This window comes from Paenibacillus sp. FSL H7-0735 (genome assembly GCF_038008505.1).
Lineage (GTDB): Bacteria > Bacillota > Bacilli > Paenibacillales > Paenibacillaceae > Paenibacillus_AQ > Paenibacillus_AQ odorifer.
This window is the reverse complement of the sequence record NZ_JBBOZH010000001.1, coordinates 5537631-5555549: the sequence shown is the minus strand read 5'-3', so window position 1 is coordinate 5555549 and position 17919 is coordinate 5537631. Positions and strand designations below refer to the sequence as shown.

Below are 17919 nucleotides of genomic sequence, written 5' to 3'. Positions count from 1 at the left end.
TCATGGCTTCAAAGCAACCATCTAAATTAAGCGGATTTGTATATACGAACAACGGATGGAAGTATAGCGCAGTGACACGCTATGCTCTTTTCCTGTTACTCGGACTAGTGTTCTACTTCAGCTTGTCGCCAGAATTGCTACCTAAGAAATATGATATTAAAGAGAATACTTACAGTGCAAAGGAAATAACGGCACCGAAACAAATTAAGGACACCAAAGCTACGTTAAAGGCGGCTGAGGAAGCGGCTGAAAGCGTATCTCCCAAGTACAAAATTATCCCGATGAGGGCGGACAACCTTGTGACCTCACTGCTGGACCGGATAGATCGCCTCAATCAGGATGATCTGATTTCGCAAAGCGATAAGACGGGGATTTATCGTGATGAGATTCCGCAGAGAGCCAGCGACTTCATCTTGAATTTCGTAGCTTCCAATCGAGGCAGCGCTACTTATTCAGATCACCTTCTGGATGAAATGCAATCTGTCATCAAAGAGCAGACCTATGTCATTCCGGAAGAGACTTACATTAAGATTCCGCGCCTGACCTCTCAGGACATTATCGAGATGAAGCCTGTCGCCCGAGATATTGTAACTAGGCTGATGAATGATCAGATTACGGATGCGCAGACTGCTCGCGCCAAGGTAGCGGAACAGGTCAGTATTAGTTCTCTAAGCCAGCGTACAGCGCGTGAGGTTGTTCAGGAGCTTGTACGTCTTGTGATCACAAGTAACAAGTTCTACGATGAGGATGCCACCAAGGAAGCGAAGGTACAAGCTCGGGAGAACACACCTGATGTATTCATCGAGCAAGGGGACACGCTTGTTGCTAAGGGGCAGTTAATTACTCCAGAGCTCTACACTCTTTTGGATGAGAATGGCCTACTAAGCAATGAGGTGAATTACTGGCCCCAATTAGGCCTATTGATTCTCTCTGCGATGCTCTCCGTCGGTTTGCTTGCGTTCATTCGTTATTCTGGCGGTACCTCAGGCTTTAAGTACAACAATTCTCAGCTATTGATGCTGGTGCTTGTATTTGTTATAACTATTATCTCTATGCGGCTGGCCGCTGTTTTGCAGACCGATGTTCGATCTTATATCGGATTCCTGGCACCAGTGGCGATAGGCGCAATGTTAATTGCAATGCTTCTGGACATGCCTTTGGCCTATTTCTGCTCCATTCTATTCAGTGTACTGGCGAGTGTTATTTTGAATGTGCAGCAGAACTCAATCTTTGATTTTAACTTTGGTTTCTTTGCCATCGTGGTTTCTTACGTGGCTATCTTTGCGACTCACCGTGCGGGTCAACGCTCCACGCTCCTTAAAGGCGGGATTATGGTATCGCTTTTTGGCTGTCTGACAGTTTTTATGCAGATACTGTTAGGCGGAGGGGCATGGAAAGAGGTAGGTACCTTGTATTCGGTTGGTTTTGCTTTTGCAGGGGGTCTATTGACGGCTGTGCTTGTGATTGGGCTAATGCCTTTCTTCGAAGCAACCTTTGGTATTCTATCAGCATTGAAGCTGGTAGAATTGTCTAATCCAAACCACCCGCTGCTGCGCAAGCTGCTTACCGAAACCCCGGGAACCTATCACCACAGTGTAATGGTAGGTAACCTGTCGGAGGCTGCCGCGGAAGCAATTGGAGCAGATGGCTTATTATGCCGGGTAGGATCGTATTATCATGATATCGGCAAAACAAAACGTCCGTTTTATTTTATCGAGAATCAGAATAATATGGAAAATCCACATGACTCTATTGAACCGAAGCTTAGTAAATCTATCATCGTTGCCCACGCCCGTGACGGGGTGGAAATGCAACGAGAATATAAGCTGCCAAAACCAATCCGTGACATTGCTGAGCAGCATCATGGAACAACGTTCCTGCATTATTTTTACCATAAGGCACTGAAGCTGGCTGAAGAAAAAGGTGTCGAGGCTGATTTTACCGAGGAAGATTTCCGTTATCCTGGACCGAAAGCCCAGTCGAAGGAAGCAGCCGTTGTGGGGATTGCCGACAGTGTCGAGGCTGCAGTGAGATCATTGCGTAAGCCAACTGTTCTGCAGGTGGAAACGATGATTGAGAAGATTATTAAAAGTCGACTGGATGATCATCAGTTTGACGAATGTGATTTGACGATTAAAGAATTGGATATTATTGCACGGACTCTGAAGGAGACGGTTATGGGAATTTTCCATTCACGGATCGAATACCCAGAAGATGTGCGTAAGCCGAAAAAAGAGGAAGGGGCACCTAACCCATGAGTTTGGAGATCGTTTGGGATAACGAGCAAGAAGAATACGAGATAAAGGACGATCTCATTACGCTGCTGGAGAGTATTTTGCAAAAAGCAGGTGAAGCGGAAGGGATCGATCGGGGCGAGGTAGCTCTTACTTTTGTCGATAACGCTCGTATACATGAGTTGAATTTAGAATATCGGGGAATTGACCGTCCGACGGACGTGCTTTCTTTTGCTATGAATGAAAGCGGAGAGGACGAGCTGGACATTATATACGAGGTAGAGGAAGGCGAGGCGCTGGAAGATGTTCCAGACGTACTTGGGGATATAATCATTTCCGTAACTCGTGCGCAGGAGCAGGCGCTGGAATACGGTCATTCACTGGAACGAGAGCTTGGTTTTCTTTTTGTTCACGGATTTCTGCATTTGTTAGGATATGATCATCAGGATGAAACCTCAGAAGCAGAAATGATGTCCAAGCAAGAAAAAGTACTATCTCAGGTTGGGTTGACGCGCTAATGGTGAAGAACACGGCGGTAGGGCACAAGAAGTTCTGGCACTCTTTTCGGTTTGCATCGCAAGGCTTAGTGTCGGCATTCAAATCCGAGCTTAACATGAAGGTGCATTGCTGTTTAGCGGTGGTTGTGCTAGTTGCCGCTGCCGTGTTCAGACTTCCGCTGGCCAGTTGGATGTTGCTGCTGTTCTCGATCACGCTTGTCCTAACTGCCGAACTGCTCAATACGGCAATTGAAGCGACGGTTGATCTGATCTCGCCAGAGATTCATCCACTGGCTAAGAGAGCAAAAGATACCGCCGCAGGAGCTGTGCTTCTCACGGCGGTGTTTGCTGTCTTAGTCGGGATCTATGTTTTTTACCAGCCTGTGATGGACTGGATTAGCGGACTTATGTCATAATCAGGATACAAAATCAATTCAGGGGAGAGGCGGACCCGCGTTTTGCGATTCCGCCTCTTTCGTTACTGAATAATTTTGAAGTGAGTTATGTACCCGAATATATCTCATGAAGTACGCTGATAAAATTTAGTGCATGCTGAGAAAATAACGATAAACGAAACTAATTAGATGTTTACGAAGTGAGTTTTGTTGAAGTGATAACAGGAAGTTACGATAAACAAAACAGAGCGTATGCTTACGAAGTGAGTTTTGTGCGAAGAAAAATCAACGAAGTCAATACTCACAAAACTTTAGGAGGACAAAATATGGATTCTACTCTTCTTATGCAAGAGGCGATTAAAGCACGAGCTAAAGCTTACATTCCATATTCCCGATTCGGAGTGGGAGCTGCCCTTCTTGATCAGGATGGTCATATTCACCACGGCTGTAATGTGGAAAATGCTGCTTTTGGCCCAACCAACTGTGCGGAACGGACAGCATTATTCCGTGCGATTGCGGATGGACATGCTGTTGGTTCTTTTAAAGCAATTGCCGTAGTAGCTGACTCTGACGGCCCCGTTTCACCTTGCGGTGTGTGCCGGCAAGTAATGATTGAGTTGTGTTCACCAGATATGAAGGTTATTCTTGGAAACATGAAGGGTGATATCGTTGAGACTACGGTGGGAGAATTGCTTCCAGGCGCTTTTGGTCCCGTAGATCTAAAGCAAGGACAAGCTTCAGAATAAAATGAGGTTTTGATTTAATGCCTGTGCCCGTATAAAGGCAAATTAGGCATAGTTAGACGAAGGTTGCTACTTTAATTGCACAATGTACAGTTAAATTGCTACTCTTTCCCACAAAAATGAATTTAGTTGCAGATAGTACAATTAAATTTATGATAAAGTCCATATTAGGCTCTTAAGACAGGATTTAATTGCACAGAATACAACTAAAGCACCAAAACATAAACTCAAACTAAAATTAGTTGTACAAAATACAATTAAAAGTGTTCTAGTTCTACCAAGTTAGGCTAAACTGGTGCAAACTATGTGTTATTAGAGTAATATTACGAGGTAAGCGCCGCGGCAAAAGCCGCCAGCGATTCTTTGCCCATCGTAACTTGAAACCCTGCTTGTAAGCTGCATCTCAGTAATTTTTCTCCATGGTGAGCTTAATGCGAACCGTGTTAATAAGCGACAGTGAAGCGTGTCCCCAACAGGGGACAAAAGCGCTCATGCACAACCGTCCCTCTAATCCCGTCGAACGTTGCGGGTACGCCTATTTTCGGGTGTCCAGAGGGTCGCGGCCCTTGGGGTCCCCCTTGGCTGAGGGAGATTCAGGGGGAGCGAAAAAGCTTTTAAAAAAAGATTGAATGATTGAAAAAGATTGAACTAGAAGGTAAGTATGGAAGGAAGATAATATGAAATTCAAATCAGGCTTTGTCGCAATTATCGGCAGACCAAACGTAGGTAAATCAACACTCATGAATCAGGTCATTGGCCAGAAGATTGCCATCATGTCGGATAAGCCACAGACAACCAGAAACAAAATTCATGGTGTTTACACAACAAACACTTCACAAATCGTATTCCTGGACACACCGGGGATTCATAAAAGACAGTCCAAGCTAGGCGACTACATGAACCAGACTGCAATGAGTACACTGGGTGAAGTAGAAGCTGTGTTATTCCTTGTGGATGCGTCAGAGGGCTTGGGCGGTGGAGACCGTTACATTGCCGAGCAATTAAATGGTCTGAAGACACCGGTGATTCTGGTGCTCAACAAGATCGATAAAATAGAGCCGGAAGCTTTGCTCCCGCTTATGGCCCAATATAACAAGCTGCATGATTTTGCCGAAATTATTCCGATTTCTGCGAAGATGGGCAGCAATGTTAACACGCTGTTAGAGCAGGTTGCCAAGTACTTGCCGGAAGGCCCTCAGTATTATCCGGAAGATCAAATCACGGATCACCCCGAGCAATTTGTCTGCGCGGAATTAATCCGGGAGAAAATTCTGCATTTGACTCGTGAAGAAGTGCCGCACTCTATTGCTGTAGCCATCGAAGATATGAAGGTTGAGCCTAATGGAGTAGTACATGTTTCAGCTGTTATTTTTGTTGAGCGTGATTCCCAAAAGGGAATTATTATCGGCAAGCAAGGGGCAATGCTGAAAGAGGTCGGCAGACGGGCTCGGACAGATATTGAGAACCTGCTGGGTTCGAAGATTTTTCTGGAGCTATGGGTAAAAGTGAAAAAAGATTGGCGCAATCAGGACCGCGTTCTGCGGGATTTGGGCTTCCATAAAGACCTTTAAGTTAATTCCGTTATTCCTCGTTTGGTAGGAATTGCAAGGATAGAACCTGCTCCATCGCACCATCCTAATTCTTGATAAGAGACATCGTCTTTCCCAAGAAAGGATGAATACGAATGCGAAACTTTTCGTGGAAGTATTTTGCAATGACAGGAGACGTCGATGCTTACCTGCTGTATAAGGAAGCTGGCCATCCGCTTGAAGATAGTGGATTACAGCTAGTGGAGGAAGAGAAGGCCTGTGATGAAGAAGCGCAATAAGGACTGGTTGCTTGCCGAATGGTTGGGGGAAGAGGCATGCTACACAGGGTGGAAGGGATCGTCATCCGCAGCATGGACTACGGCGAGGGGAACGCAATTATTACGCTTTGCACCGAGAACGCGGGAAAAGTAGGGGTTCTGGTGCGTGGCGCAAAGAAGGTCAAGAGCCGCCATGCTGCATTGATCCAACTGTTCACCGTTGGGGAATTTGTTTTTTTTAGAAATAACGGAGGACTTGGGACACTGAATTCTGGCGAAATTACGAAGTCTCACCATCCGCTCCGTGAGGATTTGATCAAAGCTGCTTATGCGTCTTATGCGTGTGAACTGCTTGATCGTGTTCTGCATGATGAGGAAACGGGAAGCTTCTGGTTTCGCCAGCTTACGGCCTGTCTTAATGCACTTGAAGAGGACAAGGAACCCGGCGTTATCATAAATGTCTTTGAAATGAAAATCTTACAGGCAGCCGGTTATGGTCCTGAATTCGATTCTTGTGTAATTTGTGGTGCCGAGAAGCCGGATGATCAACTGCTGGTCAGCCCTCGCCTTGGTGGAGCACTGTGCCGCAGTTGTAAACATAATGACCCTCCAGCCATGGAGGTCTCTGCTCGTGCGTTGAAGCTGCTGCGATTATTCGCCAGACTTGACCTAACTAGACTAGGCAATGTGGATGTAAAGGAAAGCAGCCGGGATGAGCTGAAAAAAATTATGCGGGCCTTTATGGATGTGCAACTCGGATTAAAGCTGAAGTCACAAAGTTTCCTAGACCAGCTCGACAAGTACAAGATTTGACGAAAACTGATTTTTCCGTTACTATAGGATCAGTTTATTATATGATCGTCGTTATGCTCCAATTGGGGAGAGGCGTGCATTGATCGGGAAAGTAGTGGACTGTATTGTCGTTATTCAGCGAGCTGGGGGCAGTGGAAGCCTGGCGGGACAACGTTCATGAACATGGCACCCGGGAGTACGGATGCGGCGAGTGAAAGTGGATTTCGTTCTTGTCTTGGCAGCAAACTTGCTCATACAAGGTATGAAATCAAGTAGGGTGGAACCGCGGGAGAATAAGTTAAGCTCTCGTCCCTATGTCTGTTAATCAGGCATGGGGGCGGGGGCTTTTTGTTGCTGTCAGGAGCTAAAAGTGCCGCCTCCATGGTAGAAAGTTTTAGGCAAGCTGTTGTAAAAAACTTGTAAAGCGAAGGAGACGGTATTATGAACTTCCAGCAGATGATTTTGACACTGCAGCAGTTCTGGGCTGAACAGAACTGTATCATCGTACAGCCTTATGACACAGAAAAAGGCGCCGGCACGATGAACCCTATGACTTTTTTACGCTCGCTAGGTCCTGAGCCTTGGAGAGTGGCTTACGTAGAGCCTTCACGTCGTCCCTCCGATGGTCGTTATGGAGAGAACCCGAACCGTCTGTATCAGCATCACCAGTTCCAAGTAATCATCAAACCCTCACCAGATAACATTCAAGAGATCTATTTGGATAGCTTGAAAGCACTCGGTATTGATCCGCTCTTGCATGACATCCGTTTTGTAGAGGATAACTGGGAGAATCCGTCGCTGGGCTGTGCAGGTCTGGGATGGGAAGTATGGCTGGACGGTATGGAGATCACTCAGTTTACTTACTTCCAGCAGGTAGGTGGCATCGAAGCGAATCCTGTTGCTGTAGAAATCACTTACGGTATGGAGCGCTTAGCCTCTTACATTCAGGATAAAGAAAATGTGTTCGATCTTGAATGGGTAAGCGGTATGACTTATGGTGATGTTTTTCATCAGCCGGAGTTTGAGCATTCTACCTACACTTTTGAAGTATCGGATGTAAAAATGTTATTCTCGCTGTTCAACATGTATGAAGAGGAAGCGCGTAGAGCGATGGAGAAGCATCTTGTGTTTCCAGCCTACGATTATGTGTTGAAATGCTCACATAGCTTTAATCTACTCGATGCACGTGGAGCAATTAGTGTAACTGAACGGACTGGATTTATTACCCGAGTGCGTAATCTTGCCCGCTCCGTAGCGGCAACATATCTTGAGGAACGCGAGAAGCTTGGCTTCCCGCTGCTGAAGAAAGAAGGTGCTGACCGTGTCTAAAGATATCCTGTTTGAGATCGGTCTGGAGGAAATTCCTGCACGTTTTATCCGTGCTGCGATGGAACAGCTGCAAGATAGAATGTCCAAGTGGTTGGATTCTGCACGTATAAACCATGCTGGAGTTACTGCATATGCTACGCCACGTCGTCTCGCTGTATTTGTTAAGGACGCGGCTGAGAAGCAAGAGGATATTAGTGAAGAGGTCAAAGGACCTTCACGCAAAATCGCGCTGGATGCTAACGGCGACTGGAGTAAAGCTGCACTAGGATTTGCCCGCAGTCAGGGTGTATCTCCAGAGCAATTTACATTTAAAGAGCTAGCTGGCGTGGAATATATTTATGCCACAAAAAATAGTGCGGGTGTAGAGACTGCTTCTTTGCTCACAGAAGGACTTCTGGGTATTGTAAATGCGATGACTTTCCCGAAGAATATGCGCTGGGGAGCTTACGATTTTAAATTCGTTCGTCCGATTCGCTGGATGGTTGCTCTTTTTGGTAAAGAGATCATTGATTTGGAAATTACGGACGTAAAAGCGGGTAATGTGAGCCGTGGACATCGTTTTCTCGGTACAGAGACTGTAATTTCGGAGCCTGCACAATATGTGGAGAGCATGCGTGCGCAGCATGTACTTGTGGATGTGAAGGAACGGGAAACGCTCATCCTGGATCAAATCAACAAATTGGCTGAAGAGAAAAGCTGGACAATTGCGATTAAAGAAGATCTTTTGGAAGAAGTACTGTTCTTGGTAGAAACACCAACCGTGCTCTTTGGAACCTTTGATCCATCTTTCTTAGAGATTCCTCAGGATGTGCTGATTACCTCGATGCGTGAGCATCAGCGTTATTTCCCTGTTTTTGATGCAGCTGGCAAACTGCTGCCATTCTTCGTAACGGTACGTAACGGGAATGCAGAATCATTGGATGTTATCGCTAAGGGAAATGAAAAAGTGCTTCGTGCTCGTCTATCAGATGCCAAATTCTTCTATCAAGAAGATCAAAAAATGAAGATTGACGATGCGTTAGCCAAGCTTGAGAACATTGTTTACCATGAAGATTTGGGCAGCGTAGGGGATAAGGTGCGCCGTATTCGCCAAATCTCTGATCGTCTGGCTGTGAAGCTTGGACTGTCAGCTACTGCTGTGTCCGAAGTAAGTCGCACTGCGGATATTTGTAAATTTGACCTTGTCACACAAATGGTTTATGAATTTCCTGAGCTGCAAGGAACAATGGGTGAAGATTATGCACGTAAAGCAGGCGAGCCTGAGACTGTGGCAAAAGCGATCTTCGAGCATTATCAGCCACGATTTGCAGGAGATACTGTACCTTCAACAGAAGCGGGTTCAGTAGTCAGCATAGCAGACAAAATTGATACGATTGTTGGCTGCTTCTCCATCGGCATCATCCCGACAGGATCTCAGGATCCATATGCGCTGCGCCGTCAGGCTGCAGGAATTGTTCAAATTGTGCTTGAGCATAAATTGCCAATTACGCTGCGTGAAATTTTTGAAGCGGCGATTGAAATTCATGAAAATTCAGGAAATACGAAACATTCTGGAGATGAACTACGTATAAACCTGTACGAGTTCTTCGGTCTGCGTGTAAAACGTCTTTTATCTGACAATGTACGCTATGATGTTGTGGACGCTGTTACAGCGGCTGGTTTTGACGACGTAGTAGATGTTGTGGGCAGAAGTCGTGCTCTTATGGCTGCTGTGTCCGACCAAGCAGATTTCAAGATTACCGTGGATTCGCTTACTCGTGTCAGTAATTTGGCAAGTAAAGCAACTAGTGAAGTGATTGATCCTGCTTTACTTAAAGAAGATGCCGAAATGCAGCTTTTCAATACATGGCAGGAGCTTCACACACCTTACCTTGAAGCTATGGCGGCAAAAAATGCCGAAGAAGCACTTCGGATTCTTTCGGGTCTAAAAGACGCCGTTACAACATTTTTTGATTCCGTTATGGTTATGGCTGAGGACGAGCAAGTGCGTGCTAACCGTTTGGCTCTGCTTGCTGGTATTGATGCTGACTCCAAGTCGTTCGCTGATTTCGCGAAGCTTGTCTGGTAATTTTAATCAAGAAAATTTGAATCTTATGGTATAGAATGTTGGTTTGGGGTATAAATATACGGAACGGTGCCAATGCGTCATTTGACATCCGTTCCGTATTTATGCTTAGAAAGAAGGATTTCTTGCGGAGAGGGCGTATATATATTACACGGGAAATTGGTGATGATCATGGAGAAGTCCCAGTCTAGAACGATAGTGGTGGATGGGGATGCTTGTCCGGTCAAAAAAGAGATCGCTGAGGTAGGTCGCACCTTTGGTGTTCCGGTACTTATGGTATCTTCTTATGACCATGCACTGAAAGCTGAAGAGGGTGTAACGGTTGTGCAGGTGGATCGAGGAGATCAGAGTGCCGATCTATATATTGCCAATCATATTACTGCAGGAGATGTGGTACTGACTCAAGATTATGGTCTTGCGGCACTTGCACTAGGTAAACGATGCAGTGTGCTTTCATTTCGTGGTCAGGAATACGACAATTCCAAGATGGATTTTATGTTGGAGGGAAGACATGCCAGGGCCGTGGAACGAAGACGGGGACATTATTCCAAGGGTCCAAAACCCATAACGGCAGAAGAAAAAACTTATTTTCAACATAAACTGACAAAACTTTTAATACTTTTGCAGGAGAATGTGTAGCAATAGCGAATTATATTTATTTGTTAAGAGATGAAGGTGGTTGAAGTGGCTAGCGGACACGGCAATATTCCGGAAGAGGTTATCGAAAGCGTGCTTGCGCGTCATGATATAGTCGATACAGTCGGTAAGGTTGTTCATTTGTCCAAGCAGGGGAAATATTTATGGGGCCTCTGCCCGTTCCATTCGGAGAAAACCCCTTCCTTTACTGTTACCCCCGACCGGGGAGTATTTCATTGCTTTGGCTGCGGTATGGGTGGAAATGCCATCAAATTTAGGATGGAAATCGAAGGATTAACCTTCCCCGAAGCTGTCAGAATAATGGCTGAAGAAAGTGATATTCCCGTTCCAGAAGGTAAGGGAGGTATGATGTCTCCCCCTGATCCGGAACGCGACCGGTTGATTCAAGCTTATGAATGGTCGGCAAAGTTCTATCATTACTTGCTGAAGAATACGGAACACGGCAAAGCCGCTATGGACTATTTAAGAGGCCGGAACTTCAGTGATAAAATGATTGACCAGTTTCAGATCGGATATGCTCCGGACCGCTGGGATACTTTGCTGCAGTTTTTGGAGAAGCGAAATTTTGACCTTGCGGAAATGGAGAAAGGCGGACTTCTGTCAGCCCGCGGTGAGGGCAAAGGCTATTTGGATCGTTTCCGTGGCCGGATTATTTTTCCGATTGCCAACCGTACAGGCAAGGTAATCGCATTCGCCGGAAGAATACTTGGAGAGGGTCAACCTAAGTATTTAAATTCTCCGGAGAGTAGATTGTTTAACAAAAGCCGGATATTGTACAATTTGCACCAGTCCAAAGCATCCATTCGCAAAACTCGACAAATCGTCCTGTTTGAAGGATACGGAGATGTCATCTCATCCTGGGAAGCGGGTGTGCATAACGGCGTAGCAACGATGGGAACGTCCTTGACGGAGGGTCATGTGGCACTTATGAAGAGCCTGGCTGATGAAATTATACTGTCTTACGACGGTGACCGGGCGGGACAAGCAGCAGCCATGAAGGCCATTCCGATGCTTGAAGGCAGCGGCCTGCGTGTAAAGATCGCCTTACTGCCAAGCGGGGTGGATCCGGATGAATTTATCTCCAAGCATGGAGGAGAAAGATTTAAAGATCAGGTTATTGATTCAGCAGTTTCATCCATAAAATTTAAGCTTATATATCTGAAAAAAAACCATATACTCCTAGAGGAAGATGGCAAAATCGCCTATGTCAAGGAAGCCTTAGAAGTTATTGCTTCACTGCATTCCTCAACAGAGCGAGAGGTTTATCTGAAGGAAATCGCTGCTGAACTCGAACTTTCATATGATAGTTTGAAGCAGGATTGTAATTTACTTAGGGCATCGATGCAAAAAAACATCCCTGAAGGGGATAATAACGACAAAAGGTGGAATAATGGTAGGCATAAAAAAGGGCAGGTGCAGACACCGACCTTACTACCCGCTTATCATGTCGCGGAACGGCGTCTATTGTCCTTTATGATTCAGGACCCGGAAGCCGCCACGTATGTGGGCGAACGCCTCGGAGAAGATTTCAACATCGTTGATCATGCGGCAATTGCTGCTTATCTATATGCCTATTACGCGCAAGGCAAACCACCCGGCATTAGTCGGTTTCTATCATCACTTCAGGATGATCGTCTGGAAAAAACTGCGACATCAATATCCATGATGGATACCCCTCCGGACTGGAATATGCAGGTTCTAGATGATTGTATTCGTGAAGTGCGGAAATACCCACTGCAACGCAAAATGGAACAGAAGCGTGAAGAGATGATTCAGGCTGAAAAGTCAGGTGACTTTTTGCGTGCGGCACAAATAGCAAGTGAGATTATAGCCCTAGAGAGACAATGACATGTTGACAGGATGTACCTAGGGAGGAGGGAGTCGAATTATGGCGAACGATCAGCATACTGAATTGGAAGCAGAATTTACTTTGGATCAGGTGAAGGATCAGCTCATTGAGCAAGGTAAGAAAAGATCATCATTAAATTACAAAGATATTATGGAGAAATTATCGCCGTTTGATCAAGACCCCGAGCAAATGGAGGAGTTCTACGAGCAACTCAGTGATTTGGGAATTGAGGTTGTAAACGAGAACGATGAAGAGGTTAACAGCCTCCGACCAAGCGAGGATAATGAGGATAAAGACAGCGATGATTTCAGCTTTGATGACGATCTGTCACTGCCACCAGGGATCAAGATTAATGACCCTGTCCGTATGTATCTAAAAGAAATCGGACGCGTTCCTTTGTTGTCGGCTGACGATGAAGTTGAGCTTGCTATGCGGATTAAGAATGGCGATGAAGAAGCTAAACGCCGTCTTGCAGAAGCGAACCTGCGTCTCGTAGTAAGTATCGCGAAACGTTATGTCGGACGCGGTATGCTGTTCCTGGATCTGATTCAGGAAGGTAATATGGGTCTGATCAAAGCAGTAGAGAAATTTGACCATAATAAGGGATTCAAATTTAGTACGTATGCTACTTGGTGGATTCGCCAGGCCATCACTCGTGCGATTGCGGATCAGGCGCGTACCATTCGTATTCCTGTACACATGGTGGAAACGATCAACAAGCTGATTCGGGTTTCTCGCCAATTGCTGCAAGAACTGGGACGCGAACCTTCCCCAGAGGAAATTGCGGCTGAGATGGAACTGACGGTTGAGAAAGTTAGAGAGATCATGAAGATTGCCCAAGAACCTGTATCCTTGGAAACACCAATTGGTGAAGAAGATGACTCTCATCTGGGAGATTTCATTGAGGATCAGGAAGCATTGGCTCCTGCGGATGCAGCGGCTTATGAACTCCTGAAGGAACAACTGGAGGATGTGCTGGACACGCTCACGGAGCGTGAAGAGAATGTACTTCGCCTGCGTTTTGGCCTTGATGATGGACGGACAAGAACGCTTGAAGAAGTCGGCAAGGTGTTTGGTGTTACCCGGGAACGGATTCGCCAGATCGAAGCCAAAGCATTGCGCAAACTTCGTCACCCTAGCCGCAGTAAACGGCTTAAGGATTTCCTTGAATAGTATTTCATGAACTGGACCTTCTGCTGCTCAGTGGCAGGAGGTTCTTTTATTTGAATTTACGCTGGTAAAAAATGTGTTGACCTTGTGTATCTGGAAAGAAGGATGAACCAGTGAATTTGGAAAAACGCGACATCATTATAAAAGAGATTCAGTATTGGAGAAAAAGCCGGTTGCTGCCAGAGCAGTATTGCGATTTCTTAACCAATCTGTATGACGATGAGGATGCGAATAAGGATAACAATCCAATTTCGCTGAGAAATTTACAGCAGGGAAGCATCAAAATTTGGCTGTTTTCTTTTGGAATTATTTCCTTGATTTTCTTGATTAGTCTTTATTTTAGCGTTTTTCCTTGGCCTTTGCAACTTGCAACCGCACTATCTGTATTAATTATTTGTTATGGATACTCCGCCGTTTATAAGGACCGGAACAATGTTATCAGTCTTATCCTAGCGGGGCTGGGCAGTGTTTTAACGCTTGGTTTTGGGCTATGGCTGATTAATTTGCATGATCTGGATCCTCAGCTCTGGAGGCCTATTCTAATTGGGTGCTGCGGCTTGTTATGGTGTATTTTGGGATTTTTACTCCGGATAGGTTTGTTGCAGTACTGTGGTTTTGCTTTTTGGGCATTACTGTATGCAGGGTTCTTCGGTGGAAGAAGCCCGGAGGCCTCTATATTTGAACTGGAGTTCCTATGGCTGCCATTGTGTGTGCTGATGGTATGGTTAAGCTGGCTTTTGCATCATAAGGTAAGCGGTGTTGCCAGTGTTTATTTTGCAGTGGGAGTATCGCTTTGGATCATGCCAGAGCTTGACGCTCTTTTATTAAGACAGGATTATCCGCAGTGGATTTCATTGATGCTGATCCTAAAGATTGCAGCAGGGTTAGCTTTGTTGTTCGGGTTTCGAAAAAAATGGATAACGTGGGTGGCAACATGAACAATGTGAAATTATCAGATCGGCTTCAGCAATTGCTGGAGCAAATTCCGCAAGGAAGCAGATTAGCAGATATCGGTTCCGATCATGCCTTGCTTCCTGTGGCCGCTGTCGAAAGCGGTAAGGCTGTGTTTGCAATTGCAGGTGAAGTAAACCCGGGTCCCTTTGATGCTGCTTGTAAGGGCGTTGCAGAGGCTGGACTAGGGAAGGTGATCTCGGTGCGCCGAGGAGACGGCCTTGAGGTTCTGGAACCTGGTGAAGTCAATTGTATCACGATTGCTGGCATGGGAGGCGCATTAATTGCCGCGATTCTGGACCGGGGTCAAAGCCAAGGTAAGCTAAAAGATGTTACAACCCTTTTACTTCAGCCGAATGTAGGCGAGGATATTTTGCGCCGCTGGTTATTAAATAATAAATGGGTACTCGTAGCTGAGAGAATTTTGGAAGAAGACGGGAAGCTATATGAAGTATTGACGGCTGTACCAGAAAATACGGACGCTGGAATTACAAATGAAAGTGTATATCGTGACTTAACCTTGGGGGATTCCACTAAGGTCCTTGGGCAAGAGGCCTTGCTGCAAATGGGACCATGGTTGCTTCAAGCGCCAAATGCTGTGTTTTTTGTTAAGTGGCAGGGTGAGATTCAGAAATTGGAAGGCATTTTAACATCGTTGTCACGTTCAGAACTAGAATCTGCTGAGAATAAACGGAAACAGATTCAAGGTCAGATCAGGGAAATTACGGAGGTGCTACAATGTTTGCCAAGGGACAAACAGTAATTCAGTATATGGAGCAACTGGCTCCTAAGCATTTAGCTGAGGATTGGGACAAAATTGGCCTTCAACTGGGCACGCTGCAAAAAGAAATAACTAATGTATTAGTTGCTTTAGATGTGAATGATGAGGTAGTTGAAGAAGCGATTCGTCTAGGCTGCAATTTGATTATTGCGCATCATGCGATTATTTTCCGTCCATTGCAAGGAATCCAGACAGACACACCGGCGGGCAAAATGTATGAAAAATTAATCAAGAATGACATTGCGGTGTACATCAGCCACACGAATCTGGATGTTACCGAGGGTGGAATGAATGATTGGATGGCTGAAGCTCTTGGCATAGAAAACGGAGTACCCATCAAAGACATTCATTCAGAGCAATTATCAAAGCTGGTAGTATTTGTGCCGAAGGATCATCATCAGAAGGTTCTGGATGCTATCCTGAATGCTGGAGCAGGGGCAATTGGCAACTATAGTCATTGCAGCTTCAATATCGAGGGATACGGTACTTTTATTCCAGGAGAAGGCACGGATCCTTATATCGGGGAAAAAGGTAAGATGGAACGTGCCGAGGAAATTCGTATTGAGACGATCGTCCCGCACTCCATCCGCAATAAAGTGGTGCAGGCTATGCTTAAGGCCCATCCTTATGAAGAGGTTGCCTATGATTTATATTCAATGGATCTTAAGGGCCGCAGCTTAGGACTTGGGCGGGTAGGAAAGCTCAAAGAGCCTACAACCCTTGGACAATTCGTGGAGACGGTAAAAAAAGGTCTGAAGGTAGACCATGTACGGGTTGTAGGTGATTTGGACCGTCCGATTCGTAAAGCCGCTGTTCTCGGTGGCTCGGGTGGAAAGTATTATAACAGTGCTATTTTCCGTGGTGCGGATGTCCTGGTTACTGGGGATCTGGATTATCATACAGTTCAGGATGCTGCGCTCGCCGGAATCACTCTGATTGATCCGGGACATAATGCGGAGAAGATCATGAAAGAGAAAGTAGCGGAGTGGATGGCTGGAAAATTGGCCGAGCATAAGTATGATACAGCTGTACATGCTTCGCAGGTGAATACGGAGCCATTTAAGTTCCTATAAAATTGCCATTTAATAACGCTTGTGCCAGACATGTGATGTCTGTATAATATATAATGTTGTTCGGAAAGTTTGACAGACAATCGCCGGTGACGTGAAGACGTCACGGGAGGAAAGTCCGGGCTCCATAAGGCAGGATGCTGGATAACGTCCAGTCGGCGCGAGCTGAAGGATAGTGCCACAGAAATGGACCGCCGATGGCCGCCTTAGGGCGGCACAGGCAAGGATGGAACCGAGGTGTAAGAGACCCCGAGGAACGCTGGTGACTTCGTTCCTGGTAAACCCCATCTGGAGCAAGACCTAATGAGACGCAGCTGAATAAGCAGCCTTAGCCTGAGGCGCGTCTAGGTTGGTCGCTGGAGCTGTGCAGTAATGTATGGCCTAGATAGATGATTGTCGCTTATGGTGGGAGGGTAGTTCCCGATCGAACCACGACGAGCACAGAACCCGGCTTACGGCAAACTTTCCTAACTGCAACGTTATAATAACAACACCATACAAACGGCGACGTATCCCGGTAACCCGGCTACGCCGCCTTTTTTGTTGCAAACAAATGCGGATAAGGCAAATATATAAAGCAGTGAATGCGTGAAAATGCAGGTGTTTAGTAACGTGATATGCAGAAATTGGATTTTTTAAAAGAATTGCTAGCGGCAGATGGGCTGATGACTGGTGGTTGATGAGCTGATGGCTGATGGCTGGTGGTTGATGAGCTGATGACTGGTGGCTGGTGGTTGATGAGCTGATTGTTGATGGCTGGTGGCTGGTGGTTGATGAGCTGATGGGCTGATGACTGGTGGTTGATGAGCTGATGGCTGATGGCTGATGGTTGATGACTGATGGCAGATGGCAGATGGGCTGATGAGCTGATATGCTAACGGACCGAGATGCAGCTATTTGTGTATTTTATGCCTTTTTGGAGGAGTTTCGGACTGGAGAGCCGTTATTCGGCATAAACAGGGTGGATATCGGGCGTTTTGAATCCAATAGTGACTATGGAGTCCGATAGCAAACTAAATGAGCGGAATTGATGCAAATAAGAGCGCTGGGGTCCGATACGAACCTCCCGAACTCCCGAACTCAGAACTCCAGAACTCCAGAACTCCAGAACTCCAGAACTCCAGAACTCCAGAACTCCAGAACTCTAGAACTCCAGAACTCCAGAACTCCAGAACTCCAGAACTCCAGAACTCCAGAACTCCAGAACTCCAGAACTCCAGAACTCCAGAACTCCATAGTTACTTTGACGCCAGAATTAGATTAGTAGCTAGCAAACTGCGCAATGCGGAGCTTGGCTAATCTTCTGCGGGAAGATTGGAGTTAGTAGCAAAATATCAATTGTAACCTCTGGCTGTAACTTCGCTGTGAAATCGGATTAGTTGAATGGCAGATGTGTTGAGTAACTAAAGGATGTTTGGTGATGCCGACGGCGAAATGTGGGAATGCGATATGTGATGTGTAAAAATTGCTGAATGGGGAAATACGAAAATGAGATGTGTAGAGAGGCTGAAATGTGGAATGCGATATATGACGAGCAAAAATTGCTGAATGTGGAAATAGGAAAATGTGATCTGTAGAG

16 protein-coding genes and 1 other RNA gene are annotated in these 17919 nt (G+C 45.9%); all 17 read left to right on the top strand.

Features of this window, described 5'->3' with window-relative positions; translation table 11 throughout:
* Nucleotides 1-2: 2 nt before the first annotated feature.
* Complete coding sequence (locus NSS82_RS25260) at nucleotides 3-2258, top strand: HD family phosphohydrolase (RefSeq protein ID WP_036683831.1); 2256 nt, start codon at nucleotides 3-5, stop codon at nucleotides 2256-2258.
* On the top strand, nucleotides 2255-2752 hold the full coding sequence (gene ybeY / locus NSS82_RS25255; protein WP_076103762.1) for an rRNA maturation RNase YbeY: 498 nt from the start codon (nucleotides 2255-2257) through the stop codon (nucleotides 2750-2752). Before NSS82_RS25260 ends, ybeY begins: the two co-directional genes overlap by 4 nt.
* Nucleotides 2752-3147 carry a diacylglycerol kinase family protein gene (locus NSS82_RS25250; protein ID WP_036683827.1) on the top strand — a complete coding sequence of 132 codons (396 nt, stop codon included), beginning with the start codon at nucleotides 2752-2754 and terminating at the stop codon, nucleotides 3145-3147. The genes ybeY and NSS82_RS25250 overlap by 1 nt, the downstream gene beginning before the upstream one ends.
* Nucleotides 3148-3410: 263 nt before the next feature.
* Nucleotides 3411-3872 (top strand): cytidine deaminase, encoded by a 462-nt coding sequence (locus NSS82_RS25245; protein WP_425311698.1) that lies wholly within the window; start codon nucleotides 3411-3413, stop codon nucleotides 3870-3872.
* A gap of 674 nt (nucleotides 3873-4546) precedes the next feature.
* Complete coding sequence (gene era, locus NSS82_RS25240) at nucleotides 4547-5440, top strand: GTPase Era (protein ID WP_036683823.1); 894 nt, start codon at nucleotides 4547-4549, stop codon at nucleotides 5438-5440.
* A 113-nt stretch (nucleotides 5441-5553) separates the two neighbouring features.
* Nucleotides 5554-5697 (top strand): YqzL family protein, encoded by a 144-nt coding sequence (locus NSS82_RS25235; RefSeq protein ID WP_076098533.1) that lies wholly within the window; start codon nucleotides 5554-5556, stop codon nucleotides 5695-5697.
* 36 nt (nucleotides 5698-5733) lie between these two features.
* A complete protein-coding gene (gene recO / locus NSS82_RS25230) occupies nucleotides 5734-6489 on the top strand; it encodes a DNA repair protein RecO (RefSeq protein ID WP_036683821.1) in 756 nt (251 codons plus the stop codon).
* A 420-nt stretch (nucleotides 6490-6909) separates the two neighbouring features.
* Entirely contained in the window at nucleotides 6910-7797 is an 888-nt protein-coding gene (glyQ, locus tag NSS82_RS25225; protein ID WP_036683820.1) for a glycine--tRNA ligase subunit alpha, read from the top strand.
* A complete protein-coding gene (glyS, locus tag NSS82_RS25220) occupies nucleotides 7790-9865 on the top strand; it encodes a glycine--tRNA ligase subunit beta (RefSeq protein ID WP_076272665.1) in 2076 nt (691 codons plus the stop codon). Before glyQ ends, glyS begins: the two co-directional genes overlap by 8 nt.
* A gap of 162 nt (nucleotides 9866-10027) precedes the next feature.
* Nucleotides 10028-10501, top strand: coding sequence for a YaiI/YqxD family protein (locus NSS82_RS25215; RefSeq protein WP_036683807.1), 474 nt, complete (start codon nucleotides 10028-10030; stop codon nucleotides 10499-10501).
* A 30-nt stretch (nucleotides 10502-10531) separates the two neighbouring features.
* Nucleotides 10532-12367 (top strand): DNA primase, encoded by a 1836-nt coding sequence (gene dnaG, locus NSS82_RS25210; RefSeq protein WP_232061436.1) that lies wholly within the window; start codon nucleotides 10532-10534, stop codon nucleotides 12365-12367.
* Nucleotides 12368-12407: 40 nt separating this feature from the next.
* On the top strand, nucleotides 12408-13541 hold the full coding sequence (rpoD, locus tag NSS82_RS25205) for an RNA polymerase sigma factor RpoD (RefSeq protein WP_036683799.1): 1134 nt from the start codon (nucleotides 12408-12410) through the stop codon (nucleotides 13539-13541).
* Between the two features lie 110 nt (nucleotides 13542-13651).
* On the top strand, nucleotides 13652-14476 hold the full coding sequence (locus NSS82_RS25200; RefSeq protein ID WP_076272664.1) for a hypothetical protein: 825 nt from the start codon (nucleotides 13652-13654) through the stop codon (nucleotides 14474-14476).
* Nucleotides 14473-15252, top strand: a complete 780-nt coding sequence (locus tag NSS82_RS25195) for a tRNA (adenine(22)-N(1))-methyltransferase (RefSeq protein ID WP_440971519.1) — start codon at nucleotides 14473-14475, stop codon at nucleotides 15250-15252. Before NSS82_RS25200 ends, NSS82_RS25195 begins: the two co-directional genes overlap by 4 nt.
* Nucleotides 15228-16343 (top strand): Nif3-like dinuclear metal center hexameric protein, encoded by a 1116-nt coding sequence (locus NSS82_RS25190; protein WP_076098536.1) that lies wholly within the window; start codon nucleotides 15228-15230, stop codon nucleotides 16341-16343. Before NSS82_RS25195 ends, NSS82_RS25190 begins: the two co-directional genes overlap by 25 nt.
* A 64-nt stretch (nucleotides 16344-16407) precedes the next feature.
* An RNA gene (gene rnpB, locus NSS82_RS25185) (RNase P RNA component class A) lies at nucleotides 16408-16810 on the top strand.
* Between the two features lie 547 nt (nucleotides 16811-17357).
* The gene (locus tag NSS82_RS25180; protein ID WP_341109905.1) at nucleotides 17358-17639 is read left to right on the top strand and encodes a hypothetical protein; all 282 of its coding nucleotides are present in this window, start codon (nucleotides 17358-17360) and stop codon (nucleotides 17637-17639) included.
* Nucleotides 17640-17919 lie beyond the last annotated feature (280 nt).